Origin of the sequence: Sulfurimonas sp. HSL3-2 (genome assembly GCF_039645965.1) — a bacterium.
Lineage (GTDB): Bacteria > Campylobacterota > Campylobacteria > Campylobacterales > Sulfurimonadaceae > Hydrocurvibacter > Hydrocurvibacter mobilis.
This window is the reverse complement of record NZ_CP147917.1, coordinates 670,579-683,693: the sequence shown is the minus strand read 5'-3', so window position 1 is coordinate 683,693 and position 13,115 is coordinate 670,579. Positions and strand designations below refer to the sequence as shown.

Annotated in this window: 10 protein-coding genes; 2 read left to right on the top strand and 8 right to left on the bottom strand. The window is 38.5% G+C overall.

The annotated features are described in order from the left end of the window. Window positions 1-5: 5 nt before the first annotated feature. The 8 genes from WCX87_RS03505 to mqnE form a co-directional block, all read right to left on the bottom strand. A complete protein-coding gene (locus WCX87_RS03505; protein ID WP_345980658.1) occupies window positions 6-1,466 on the bottom strand; it encodes an MBOAT family O-acyltransferase in 1,461 nt (486 codons plus the stop codon). A gap of 3 nt (window positions 1,467-1,469) precedes the next feature. Then, the gene (locus tag WCX87_RS03500) at window positions 1,470-2,660 is read right to left on the bottom strand and encodes a UDP-N-acetylglucosamine 4,6-dehydratase (RefSeq protein WP_345980657.1); all 1,191 of its coding nucleotides are present in this window, start codon (window positions 2,658-2,660) and stop codon (window positions 1,470-1,472) included. 80 nt (window positions 2,661-2,740) lie between these two features. Further along, the gene (pseF, locus tag WCX87_RS03495) at window positions 2,741-3,442 is read right to left on the bottom strand and encodes a pseudaminic acid cytidylyltransferase (protein ID WP_345981091.1); all 702 of its coding nucleotides are present in this window, start codon (window positions 3,440-3,442) and stop codon (window positions 2,741-2,743) included. Further along, entirely contained in the window at window positions 3,435-4,562 is a 1,128-nt protein-coding gene (pseC, locus tag WCX87_RS03490; RefSeq protein WP_345980656.1) for a UDP-4-amino-4,6-dideoxy-N-acetyl-beta-L-altrosamine transaminase, read from the bottom strand. Before pseC ends, pseF begins: the two co-directional genes overlap by 8 nt. After that, complete coding sequence (pseB, locus tag WCX87_RS03485) at window positions 4,562-5,554, bottom strand: UDP-N-acetylglucosamine 4,6-dehydratase (inverting) (protein ID WP_345980655.1); 993 nt, start codon at window positions 5,552-5,554, stop codon at window positions 4,562-4,564. Before pseB ends, pseC begins: the two co-directional genes overlap by 1 nt. Before the next feature lie 134 nt (window positions 5,555-5,688). Further along, on the bottom strand, window positions 5,689-6,708 hold the full coding sequence (gene galE, locus WCX87_RS03480; RefSeq protein WP_345980654.1) for a UDP-glucose 4-epimerase GalE: 1,020 nt from the start codon (window positions 6,706-6,708) through the stop codon (window positions 5,689-5,691). A 55-nt stretch (window positions 6,709-6,763) separates the two neighbouring features. Beyond that, complete coding sequence (locus WCX87_RS03475) at window positions 6,764-7,594, bottom strand: glycosyltransferase family A protein (RefSeq protein WP_345980653.1); 831 nt, start codon at window positions 7,592-7,594, stop codon at window positions 6,764-6,766. Further along, complete coding sequence (gene mqnE / locus WCX87_RS03470) at window positions 7,591-8,625, bottom strand: aminofutalosine synthase MqnE (protein ID WP_345980652.1); 1,035 nt, start codon at window positions 8,623-8,625, stop codon at window positions 7,591-7,593. Before mqnE ends, WCX87_RS03475 begins: the two co-directional genes overlap by 4 nt. 103 nt (window positions 8,626-8,728) lie before the next feature. Here mqnE and WCX87_RS03465 point away from each other — a divergent pair, with 103 nt between their 5' ends. Further along, window positions 8,729-11,236: an HD domain-containing protein gene (locus tag WCX87_RS03465; RefSeq protein ID WP_345980651.1), complete on the top strand. Its 2,508-nt coding sequence runs from the start codon at window positions 8,729-8,731 to the stop codon at window positions 11,234-11,236. Between the two features lie 6 nt (window positions 11,237-11,242). Continuing rightward, window positions 11,243-13,057, top strand: coding sequence for a glutamine--fructose-6-phosphate transaminase (isomerizing) (gene glmS, locus WCX87_RS03460; RefSeq protein ID WP_345980650.1), 1,815 nt, complete (start codon window positions 11,243-11,245; stop codon window positions 13,055-13,057). The last annotated feature ends 58 nt before the right edge of the window (window positions 13,058-13,115 follow it).

Sequence of the window (13,115 nt, the reverse complement as noted above, 5' to 3'; positions counted from 1 at the left end):
TCAACCTAAAAATTAAAATACAAAAACTCACTTGCTTTTGTGAGAGATAGTACACTAAACACTAATAAAAAAGCTGTTATTAAAGATATTTTTATGCTTGGTTTAAAAAGATTTATAGATTCGTTTGAATTTTTAAAAAATAAAATTAAAACAAAACCAGCAATCAACCAAATGAACATAGAAAGATCCCCTTTTATGTTGACTAAAAATCCTCCAAATTCAACATGATAATTTTTTAAAAAGTATAGTTGATTTACTAAAAATGTTGGCAAGACTATATTATTAAATCCCATCATCCCACTCAAGACTTTAATAGCATCATTCCATTCTTTGGCACGAAAGAAGACCCAAGCGATGTTGATAAAGTTAAAAGTGATAAACCATGCAAATATAGTCGGTAGTTTAAGTCCTATAGACCTCCAGATATGGTTGATAACTAATGCAATACCGTGTAAAAATCCCCAAAAAACAAATGTCCATCCCGCACCATGCCAGATACCGCCTAGTATGAACGTAGCCATCAGATTTGTATATGTTCTAAAGTTTCCTTTTCTATTTCCGCCAAGAGGGATATAGATGTAGTCTTTTAAAAATCTTGAAAGCGTGATATGCCATCTCCTCCAAAAGTCCTGAATACTGGTAGCTTTATAAGGGGAGTTAAAGTTGATCGGCAGTTTTATGTTAAATAAAAGTGCTGCACCTATGGCCATATCCGTATATCCGCTAAAGTCAAAGTAAAGTTGGAATGTATAAGAAAGTGAGGTTACCCAGGCTTCAAGCATGTTTAGTGTAACAGCATGATCAAATCCGTTTGTCGCCCATACGGAAAAAGTATCTGCGATGACCACTTTTTTAAATAATCCTATGGAAAATATAAAAAGTCCGGTTGCTATATTTTTGTAGTTTTTTGCTAAGTTCCATCTACTCGCAAACTGAGGCATCATCTCCGAATGATGTACGATAGGTCCGGCGATTAGTTGAGGAAAGAAAGTCACAAATAGTGCATAGTTTAAAAAGTCATACTCTTTGGTCTCACCTCTATAGCTGTCAACAAGATATGCGATCTGTTGAAAAGTAAAAAAGCTGATGGCAAGTGGAAGAGCTAGATGTAAAAGTGATATGGAACTCTCAAATGCCAAGTTTACGTTTTGTATAAAAAAGTCGCTGTATTTAAAGTATCCGAGCAATGCGAGATTCGAGATTATTCCAAAGATAAGAAGCGTTTTTTTACCGACTTTTGCTTTTGAAAAATTCTCGTTTAAACTGTTCCCTATGACATAGTTAAAAAGCATAGATGAGAGTATAAGTGGAAGATAGACTACGTTCCACCAAGAATAAAAAAATAGTGATGCGAATACTATGAATCCTCTCGCACCTACTGTTAAACGTTTCTGGAGTAGATAAAAATATACAAAAAAAGTAAATGGTAAGAAGAAAAATATAAATTCGTATGAGTTAAACAGCATCTATCACATCTTTCCATCTAAATATTTACCTGTTTCTTTATGTCCAAAACCCGGAATCATCTTAAAAAATAAAGTGACGATCTGCTCTTTTGTCCACGATAGATTTGTCTTATACATTTTTATCGTTGTTTCAAATTCATTCAAAAGTCTTTCATCAAAAAGAGCTTCATTTTTGATAACACCGAGATTTTCAAAGCGCTCCATGTCCAGGGTCTCTCTGTCTGTAAAAAACTCCTCAAAGTCTTTCTCGCCTGTCGTGTCACTTGAAGTGAACAGACAAGGCCATTTACCAAGTGAAGGCAGTGTCTTGGCCAACTCTCTTGCTTCCTCTTCATTTTTGCATAAGTAGGGTTCATACCCTAAGTCCTGCAAATATTTTACAGCGATCTCGGCAAAAGTGATCAGATGCAGGTTCTCACTGAGTTTTGGAAAGAATATATCTCTGTTCTCACCGAATATGCAGCTCATCAGACAAAGTTCACCGCTTTCCTTCGGCGTTACAAAATATCTTTTGATATCATTTGGTGCGACAATCGGCTGCTGTTTTTGGATCCTTTGGTTAAATCCGTGAAGAAGTGAACCGTCGCTAAAAGCGACGTTAGCAAATCGTGCCATGGATACATCTATCTGTTGTGACTTCCTCATCACGAACATCTCCATGATCCTTTTGCTTGCACCCATCATATTTACTGGGTTTGCAGCTTTATCCGTACTGACACAAAAGTATTTTTTAGTCCCGTTCTCAATCGACTGTCTTAGTGTCTTGTCTGTATTAAAGACATTGACATCGATCATACGCATCAATGTGAAAGGATCTTTTTCGCTTCTTACATGTTTGAGTGCCGATAGGTTTAAGACATAATCATATTTACCGTCAGCCTTTATAAAAGCATCATACTCTATGCTCCCGATATCGAGTGCAAAAGTCTGAAAGTCGCCGTCTATATAGCCAAAAGAGCTTCTTATATCACGTACAAGTTCGACCATATTGTTTTCAGATATATCTACGACATGAAGTTTTTTAGGATTGCGTTTAAATATCTCTTTTGTCACAGCCTGCCCAATGCTGCCTGCGCCGCCTATGACTAAAAAAGAGGAAGTAGACACTTTTTGTGAAAGCTCTTTTTCATAATTGCTGATATCATCAATAAAAAGCTCTTTATCTCTTCCGATTAGTTTTAGTATTTTATTCAAACCCATTTCTCCAACATATAATCTACTGATTTAGAGTAGTAATTTTATCTAAAACATCCTTTAAATATTTTGGATAAAGCCTATTTTTTGGAGTTTTGTATCGCTTCATACATGAATTCGGCTCGTTTCCAATCTTCTAATGTATCTATATCCTGAACCAAATATCGAGGGATTATTATCGGGATACTGTCACTTCCAAACATTATCTTATCGGATTTTTGATCTCTCTTTGTCCAATAGAACTGTCCAGCATCTTGATACGCTTCTTCAAGATCCTGGCTTCTTGTCATATAATGTTCAGGTGTAAACATCTCACATCTTCCGTTTTGATCCAGTTTAAATGTCCTTTGAATAGGAAAAGGCATAGTCGCTGCACTAAAAGCGTTGAGGGCATCACTGTTTTTCAGTTTTTCATACCCTTGGATCAGGTACTCTTTTTGAAGCAATGGAGCTGTCGCATAGATGGTACAGATGTACTTATAATGTTCGCCTCGTTCTTCAAGGTATTGAACTGCGTGATCTATCACGTCTTTTGTACCTGTAAAGTCGTCTGAGAGCTCTTTTGGTCTGATGAATGGAACTTGTGCACCATGTTCTCTTGCGATTTCTGCGATCTCCTCATCATCCGTCGTTACTATCACTTTCTCAAAAAGATCTGACTCTAGTGCTGCTTCTATGGAGTAAGCTATCAAAGGTTTTCCAAAAAAATCCTTGATGTTCTTCTTTGGTATCCTTTTGCTTCCGCCTCGAGCCGGGATGATAGCGATCGCATCTTTACCCATTGAGTATCTCAAAAAGTTTTTTTATGACGTATGTCTGTTCAGCATCGCTTAAAAGAGAATAGATAGGAAGTGAAAAGCACTCTTCGTAATAGTTGTCCATAACCGGTGTATGTTCTTCTCCATATCCCAGCGATCTATAATATGGCTGTTTATTGATAGGGATATAATGCAGTTGTAGGCCGATGCTGTTTTCTCGCATCTTATTAAAGAGGTCTGCTTTAGAGATGTTTAATTTAGAAAAATCGACTTTGACTACATAAAGATGATACGATGACCTTCCATCATAGGTATAAAGCGGTCTTACGACAGTGTCTTTAAACGCCTCATCGTAGTTTTTGGCGATCTGAACTCTTCTGTCGATAAACTTTGGCAGTTTCTTTAACTGAGATATACCTAGTGCGCATTGAACATCGGTAATCCTGTAGTTAAATCCCAACTCTCTCATCTCGTATTCCCACGGCTTCATTTCCGGTGTCTTAAGCATACCGTGGGCTCTTAACATCAAGAGCCTTTCATATATCTCTTTAGAGTTTGTCGTAATAGCACCGCCTTCGGCAGTCGTAAGATGTTTTACCGGATGAAAAGAGAAGATCGAGCAGTCTGAGTTTGTACAGCTTCCGGCTTTAATGCCGTTATACTCTGCACCGATTGCATGTGCACAATCTTCAAGTATTACCACACCGTACGTCTCTTTTAAATATTTCAATCTTTCCTGATCGATCATATTTCCCGAGAAAGCGACTGCATAGATAGCTTTTATGGACCTGTCTTTTTTCAGTTCCTCTTCGCAGAGATCTAAATCTATATTTCCGTCTTGCGCTATATCTATAAAAAGAGGTTTTGCATCGACATAAAGGATAGAGTTTGAAGTAGCTAAAAAGGAGTTGACGGTGGTGAGGACTTTGTCACCTTTGTTTAATAAGACCAAAGAGGCCAAGTGTAAAGCAGCTGTCCCGTTTGAGACCGCTACGACATATTTTGCACCGCAGTAAGAGCTCAATGTATCTTCGAACTCTTTTACTTTCGGTCCCGTCGTCAAGAAATCTGACTGCAGAGTCTCTACAACAGCATCGATATCATCTTGCTGTATAAACTGTTTACCGTAAGGTATAAAATTCATTATATCTCTTTGATCATATCTAAAAACTGTTCGTTAGTAAGCCACTCTGTGTTGTTGCCGGAATTGTATTCGAATCCCTGTTGTACTGGCACGCCTTTTTCACCTATATTGTTGACAGAAAAATCACATACGTGATTAAACTGTATAGTCGGTTTGATAACAAAATGATCGTCAAACTCTAACGTCAGATGACTGTCGTCTGCCGGGCACATGATCTCATGAAGCTTTTCGCCGGGTCTGATACCGATGATCTTATGAGGAAGATTTGGTGCCATTGCTGTCGCAAGGTCCGTCATCTTCATAGAAGGGATCTTTGGTATAAAGATCTCCCCGCCGTACATTCTTTCAAAGTTTTTCAATACAAAATTAACACCGTCTTCCAATGTAATAAGAAATCTTGTCATTTTATCATCTGTTATCGGAAGCTCAGTAGCTCCCTCTTTTATAAGTTTTTTGAAAAATGGGATCACAGAACCTCTTGAACCTGTGACGTTACCGTATCGAACGACGGAAAAACGTGTCTCTCTTTTACCGACCATATTATTTGCAGCGACAAAGAGCTTATCAGAAGCCAGTTTTGTTGCACCATATAAGTTGATCGGATTTGCAGCTTTATCCGTTGAAAGGGCTATGACCTTTTTGACATTGTTCTTAATAGACGCCTGTATGACATTTTGAGCGCCGTCGATATTTGTCTTAATACACTCCATAGGGTTATACTCTGCTACGGGAACATGTTTCAGTGCTGCGGCATGTATAACATAATCAACGCCGTCCATAGCTTCATTCAGCCTTTGTCCGTCTCTAACATCACCGATAAAATATCTCATGCATTTATCGTTAAAAGACTGTGCCATCTCATATTGTTTTAATTCATCTCTTGAATATATAATGATTTTATTCGGCTTATATTTAGACAATATAACCTGTGTATACTTTTTACCGAAACTTCCTGTTCCACCTGTTATCAGTATATTTTTATTGTTAAACATTCTATACCTTTTATTTCTATACAATTGTTTGTGATTATTGAATTATTTGATTTTTTAATTCTAGCATAAAAACCCTCAATAGTATTCTTTTCTAAGCTATCTTCTTGCACTCTTTTTTCTAACCAAAAACTCAACTAAAATCGTTTTTCCCATTCATAAGCACTTTGGCATATAAGTCCGAGGCTGTCATATTTAGGAGTCCATTTCATCTTTGTCTTTATTTTTGTATTGTCAGATATCAGTGTTGCAGGGTCACCCTCCCTGTGAGTCGTATACTCTACCTTAAAGTCCGTGGATGTAACTTTTTTCATAGTATCGATCACCTCTTTGACCGAGTATCCTTTACTGTATCCGATATTGAAGATATCGCTGTCATGCTGTTGTAAGTAGTCTATCGCTTTGACATGGGCATCTGCCAAATCATCGACATGTATATAGTCTCTGACTCCTGTGCCGTCGACCGTATTGAAGTCATTTCCAAATATTTCCATCTTATCGCGTTTACCGGCAGCACACTCAGAAGCTATTTTTATGAGATGCGTCGCATCAGGGAATTTTTGTCCGATCCTTGGACGAAGTCTTTCGTTTTCATAATGGATATCTGCACCTGCGACATTGAAATACCTGAAGATGATATATTTAAATTGAGGATAAGCTTTTGCAGTATCTTGCAGGATCCTTTCACTCATCAGTTTACTCATGCCGTATGGATTGATAGGGTCTGTCACATAGTTCTCGTCTACGCCGTTTGCAGGTAAGCTTTTTGGTTCACCGTAAACCGCTGCCGAGCTGGAAAAAATAAATCTTTTGACATCATTGTCTATTGCACATTTTATAAGGTTTATTGTGTTTACCGTGTTGTCCATATAGTATTTCAAAGGATTCTCTACCGACTCAGGAACGACGATACTTGCCGCAAAATGCATAATGATGTCAAAACTGTTTTCACTAAAAAGCTGAGCTACTTTATCGAACTCTTTTAGATCCAGACCTCTGAACTGAAACTCACCCATAGACCTTAAAGTCTCAAGGGTTTCTGCACTCCCAGTACTTAGATTGTCTACTATCGTAATATTATGTTTTGATACTTCTAAAAGTTCTTTTACTACATGAGAACCTATATATCCGGCTCCGCCGGTTATTAATATATTCATATCTTTAACTTTATAATAATTTCTGATTCTTGGGGCTATTCTAGCAAATTTACTCTTAATCCGCTACGCCTAACTTTCTAAGAGACGCTTCATAAGCTCTTATATTTTCCTGTTTTTGATGTTTTTTTGCACCTTGAAGCAATAGAGTGTACTTCTTAATAAGCATCTCTTTGACCTCAGCCTCTCTTACATGCGAAGTGCCCTGTGGGTGTAAAGCAAGAAGTTTCTCTAACGCTTGTACCCGAAACCGGTCCATACCCCAGTGTTTTGTCGAGAGCTGGTCATCATCGCCTCCATGTTTTATGGTCAATGCTTTATCTACAAGTCCCACTTTATACCTACATGTAAGCCTAAGCCAGAGGTCATAATCCTCACAGACTTCTAAACTCTCGTCAAACACTCCGATATCGTCAAATATACTTTTATGGATAACTACCGAAGATGGAGCGATGATGCAGTGAGAGAGGCATTGTACAAAGATATCTCCGCTATGTTTATGAAACTTTTTTGGGATATTTACCTCTTTATTACCGCGTATCCAGCGTTCATCGGTATAGGAAAACTTCAAACTGTCATCGCTTACATGTAAGCTTATCTGTAATGCAAGTTTCTCTTCATGCCACTCATCGTCTGAGTCCAAAAACGCTATCCATTCGTTTGTACAAAGAGAGATGCCGAGATTTCTGGCAGACGATACACCTCTGTTTTCTTGATAGCGGTAAATTATGGATGGAAAATCTTGTAGTATTTGTGAGGTTGAGTCAGTCGAACCGTCGTCTATGACGATGACTTCTGTCGGTTGATGTGTTTGAGCGTAAACTGAGTTTAACGCTCTTTTTAAGACTTCGTAGCGGTTATACGTAGGGATGACAACGGAGATGTTCACCAGACTTTGATCTCATTGTAGATACTGTCGCGCTCTACAGGCGTAAATCCGCTGTTTTTAATAAGCTGTACAAACTCATTGAGCTCCATACCGTTAGCACTCTTTGCACCTGCAGCCGAGTTTATGGACTCTTTTTCTATCGTACCGTCAAGATCGTTTGCACCGAATTCCTGTGCGATAAGAGCCAGATTTACCGTAGATGTCACCCAGTAAGCTTTTAGATTTGGTACGTTATCCAACACTAAACGGCTGATCGCCATAGTACGGAGTATCTCATTTGCCGTGATATCTTTTTTGACGTTTAAGAAGTTGTTTTCCGTCTGATACACGAGCGGAATAAAACAGTTGAATCCACCCGTTTCATCCTGCAGATCACGGATACGCATCATATGGTCAATGCGGTGCTCGCGGTTTTCCACATGTCCAAAAAGCATAGTGACATTGCTTTTTTTGCCTCTTTGATGCCATTTTTTGTGGATCTCCAGCCACTGATCCGATGTGACTTTACCCTTACAGATATAGTCTCTCACCTTCTCGTCAAATATCTCTGCCCCACCGCCCGGCATAGAGTCAACGCCGTTTTCTACCATAAGGTCCAAGATCTCATCATAACTCTTGTTGTACTCTTCAGCTAAAAAATGAACCTCGGCAGCGGTAAGAGCCTTTACATGTAAGTGAGGATAAGCTGTCTTTATCTTTTTAAACACCTCTAGGTACCACTCAAGTCCCGTATTCGGGTTGTGAGCAGAGACGATATGCACCTCTTTGATGCCTCTTGAGTCGATATCTTTTACGATATCCATGATCTCGTCATGCGTCATAGTGTACTGGTTTGGGTTTTTGCGGCTTGCGCTGTATGCACAGAACTTACACACATCCTTACACACATTGGTAGGATTTATATGGCGGTTAATATTGAAATATGTTTTTTTGCCGTGCAGTTCCTGTCTCTTTTCATCAGCCATCTGTGCCAGATCAAAAAAGTCCATATCATACATCTTCAGTGCTTCGTCAAAAGAGATTCTACTCATACATTGCCTTTAAAAAAATTATTGATTAAAATTTAATTTATCATAGTGATTCGAATTATATCGAATATACTATAATGTTAAAAATATAATAAAAGATTTTAAGATGGATATCATACTTCAAATAGAAAATACGATTGAGCAAAACGGCTCGGACTTTGAGCTTTCAAAGGTTTTTAAACAATATATAAAAGAGTATAAAGACTCTCTGCCTGCCCTTTTTGAAAAGAACCAGGGAAAAGACTTTCTCGTCAAACATACAAAAGAGCTTGATAAGATAATCTCTTTGATGTACAAGACCGTACTCAGACGAACATTTGGTATCTATGTCCCGATGAGTACGGCTATTCCCATCACCATAGTAGCACTCGGAAGTTACGGGCGGGAGCAGTTGTGTGTCCACAGCGACATCGATCTTATGATGATCTATTCAAAATGTGACGGTTACAATACTGACCTTATCATAGAGAAGTTTTTGTATCTTGCATGGGATGCAGGACTCAAACTCGGTCACCGCGTACATGAAGTAAACGACCTTATAAATGCATCAAGAGAAGATATCACCATTAAAACGGCTTTAATGGAATCGCGCTTTATAACAGGCTCGAACTTTACCTGGCACAGTGCGCAAAAAGAGTTAAACAAAGTCAGACTCGATAACCAAAAAGAGTTTATCTTAGCGAAGATAGACGAAGCGGCAATAAGAAGAAAAAAATTCCCTACGTCTATGCAGCCGAATATCAAAGAGAGCATCGGCGGGCTCCGTGATTCACAGCTTATCTTCTGGGTCGCAAAAATCATCTACGATGTCCAGTCACTCAAAGACCTCAGCGGAAGCCTTTTTACCGATGACGAGTATAACGAGTACCGTGTTTCACTGGAACTGCTCTTTCGTGTTAGAAGTGCGCTGCATCTTATAAACAATAAACAAGAGGATAGACTCTCACTTGAACAAATGCCGCAAGTAAGCCATATGCTGGGATTCAGCGATGAAAGAAAGATGGCGACAAAAGTGTTTCAGGCACAATGGCGCATTAACAACTTCACACAGATCTTTGTCAAAAAGATGGTCAGGGCATATATAGCTAAACTGGATAATTTTAAAGAGCTGAAAAACTCCAGACTGACAAAGGGCATCTATCTTATGGATGAAAGACTGTATGCTTCATACAATCTAAAAGCGCAGCCTATCGAAAAACTTTTAGATGTCCTTATCTCACTGCCGGACAGACATTACAGATACGATTCCGGCTTTTTGCACCTTTTTACATACTCGATCATCAAACATCCGCTAAAAGCAAAAACATACTCTCAGTTAAAAGAGATATTTAAAAGAGAGAACAGCTACTGCTTTTTGAAACTTTTCTATGATGCAGGCATCCTGCATCAACTGATAAGCAGCTTTAGAAAAGTGATGTTTCTGCCTCAGTTTGACGGCTATCATCACTATCCGGTAGATATCCACTCGATCAAATGCGTCCAGGCACTTGAAACGATACAAGAACAGTATATACAGGATCAGTATGATAGTCTAAGCGCAGATGAAAAACTTCTTCTCAAGATATCTGTCTTACTCCACGATACAGGCAAAGGAAGGAAACAGGATCACAGTGAGGTCGGTGCAAAACTGATCACGCAGTTTGCAAAGCAGTTGAAGTTTAAAGATGATGCTATAGAAAGAGCGGTTACGATAATCAAACATCATGTACTGATGAGCAATGTCGCATTTAGAGAAAATATACACCATGAAGAGGTTCTCTATAAATTTCTCTCAAATATTAAGGATGAAAAGAACCTGAAACTTCTATATATTCTTACATACGCTGATATAAACGGCGTCGGTGAAGGAGTATACACATCGTTTAGTTCAAAACTTTTAAAAGAGCTCTATATAAACGCTCTGGAGGTCGCTAAACAAAGTGACAGGATCAGTGATGCGACCAAACGTCTGCAAAAAGAGAGACGTATACGTAACAGCGAAGGTTTTGCCGCACTTTCAAAGATAGAACAGAAAAAGGTTTTAGCGATAGAATCCAACCTTTTCTATTTCAAGCACTCTCCTGAAGAGATCATAGAGATCGCAAAACAGGCAAAAGAAACTGATAAATTCAGTTTTAAAGTGACAAATAGAACAAGACTAAGTATTGAGATCTTTAGACGAGTTCCTCTAAATATCTCCTATCTTTTGGCAAATCTGAGTTATTTGGATGTCGGTTCAATGGATATCTTTACTCTTTTTGACGGAATCAAGTATTTTAAAATAGAGTTTTCGGAAAATATCGAAGATGATACGATAGAACAGATCAAGCAGATAGTAGAAGATTCTTTTGATATGAGCAAAACAATAAATATTAAAAAACCGAATATTAAAAAGGATGAGATCAGTATAGACTGCGAGCATTCTCAAGCCTATGCAGAACTGAGTATTCATACCAGGAACCAACGCGGTCTTTTAGCGTATATTATGGATATATTTGAGCAAAACAGTATCAATATCGCAACTGCAAAGGTGCATTCGACAAAAACTAAAGCCAGAGACCACTTTTTAATCGAAAAACAAAATAATATGTGCAATAATATTGAAAATCTTTTTAAGTTGCTAAGTGAGGGATAATTATATATGTGCGGAATAGTCGGATACTTAGGATCTAAAAAGACAAAAGATATTTTACTCGATGGATTACAGGAGTTAGAGTATCGCGGATATGATTCCGCAGGGATAGCAGTTTTACAAAACGATGATTTTTCCGTTTATAAAGCAGTCGGAAAGCTTGTAAATCTGCAGGAAAAAGCTGCTGCATTTGACCCGAGCGGCTTTGCTATCGGGATCGGACACACAAGATGGGCGACACACGGAAAACCTACCGAACTTAATGCCCATCCACATTTGGGTGAAAGTTCTTATGTCGTACACAACGGCATCATCGAAAACTATGCTGCATTAAAACGTGAACTGCAAGAGAGCGGTGCACACTTTTTAAGCCAGACAGATACGGAAGTCATAGTCCATCTGTTTGAAAAAGAGTTAAGAACAGCTGATTCGGCTTTTGATGCATTTACCAAGACGATCTCTCAACTTCAAGGTGCTTTTGCCATCTTACTGGTGACAAAATCTGAAGACAGAACTATCTTCTTTGCGAAACAGGGTTCCCCTATGATAGTGGGACGTGATGCTGATGGCGAAAAATACTTTGCATCTTCAGATACGCCTCTTATCGGCAAATGCAGTGATGTAATCTATCTTGATGACGGTGACTATGGATATGTCACGCCTGAGACAATAGCGATCTTCGATAAAAAATCAAACAAAAAAGAACCCCATTTTTCAAAACTTTCTACTAACAAGCTTTCGGCTCAAAAAGGCGGTTTTAGATTTTTTATGGAAAAAGAGATATATGAACAATCAGAAGTCATTATAGATACTCTTCTTGGACGTATATTTGATAAAGAGATCCATTTTGAAGAGTTGGATTCTAAGCTTTTTGACGGGATCAACGAGATAAAACTCTGTGCCTGCGGTACATCTTACCATTCAGCTCTTGTATCGAGCTATCTGTTTGAAAGATATGCGAAGATCAGGGTATCGGTAGAGATCGCCAGTGAGTTCAGATATAAAGAGCCTCTTTTATGCCAAGACACTCTTTTTGTCGCGATATCACAAAGTGGCGAAACGGCTGATACACTAGAAACACTAAAGATGGCAAAAGAGGCGGGTCTAAAGACACTTGTCATCTGTAATGTCGACAACTCCTCAATGGTTCGCCTTGCAGATGCTTCCATACTTACACGTGCAGGGATTGAAAAAGGCGTGGCATCGACAAAAGCTTTTGCAACTCAGGTCGTAGTGTTTTGGATGCTCTCTCTTTATATCGCAAAATTAAAGAACTCTCTGACTACTGAACAGATCGAGAAACAGATATCTCTGCTTCGCGAAGTCCCTAGTGTCCTTAAGATAAAAGAGGGTCTACATGAGAAGATAACAAGGCTCTCTAAAAGATATCTTCACGGTCATGGATTCTTCTTTATCGGCCGTGATATATTTTATCCTCTTGCACTAGAGGGAGCTTTAAAGCTAAAAGAGATCACCTATTTGCATGCAGAAGGTTACCCATCGGGTGAAATGAAACACGGACCTATTGCTTTGGCCGATCCTGAACTCTTTACTATCGCTCTTCTTCCGCAGCACATGCTGTATGAAAAAAGTAAAAGTAACGTGGAGGAGCTCAGTGCAAGAGATTCCACTATCTGTGCGATCAGCCCTGTAGAGTTTGATAAGGCGGATGATTATATAAAGACATCAGACGTAAGAGATTATATGCTTGAGTTCTTTGAAATGATGGTAATCGTCCAACTTCTTTCGATGGAGATCGCTATAAGATTGGGTAATGATGTAGATATGCCTAGAAATCTAGCAAAAAGTGTTACAGTAGAGTAGAATTTATCAGAATTTAACAATAGATTTTATAATATATAACTAATTATAATATTTGGGA

Excerpts from the sequence above, each read along its gene's own strand:
- WCX87_RS03505 (WP_345980658.1), bottom strand. The coding sequence starts at position 1,466 with ATGCTGTTTAACTCATACGAATTTATATTTTTCTTCTTACCATTTACT.
- pseF (WP_345981091.1), bottom strand. The coding sequence starts at position 3,442 with ATGGGTAAAGATGCGATCGCTATCATCCCGGCTCGAGGCGGAAGCAAA.
- pseC (WP_345980656.1), bottom strand. The coding sequence starts at position 4,562 with ATGAATTTTATACCTTACGGTAAACAGTTTATACAGCAAGATGATATC.
- pseB (WP_345980655.1), bottom strand. The coding sequence starts at position 5,554 with ATGTTTAACAATAAAAATATACTGATAACAGGTGGAACAGGAAGTTTC.
- galE (WP_345980654.1), bottom strand. The coding sequence starts at position 6,708 with ATGAATATATTAATAACCGGCGGAGCCGGATATATAGGTTCTCATGTA.
- mqnE (WP_345980652.1), bottom strand. The coding sequence starts at position 8,625 with ATGAGTAGAATCTCTTTTGACGAAGCACTGAAGATGTATGATATGGAC.
- WCX87_RS03465 (WP_345980651.1), top strand. The coding sequence starts at position 8,729 with ATGGATATCATACTTCAAATAGAAAATACGATTGAGCAAAACGGCTCG.
- glmS (WP_345980650.1), top strand. The coding sequence starts at position 11,243 with ATGTGCGGAATAGTCGGATACTTAGGATCTAAAAAGACAAAAGATATT.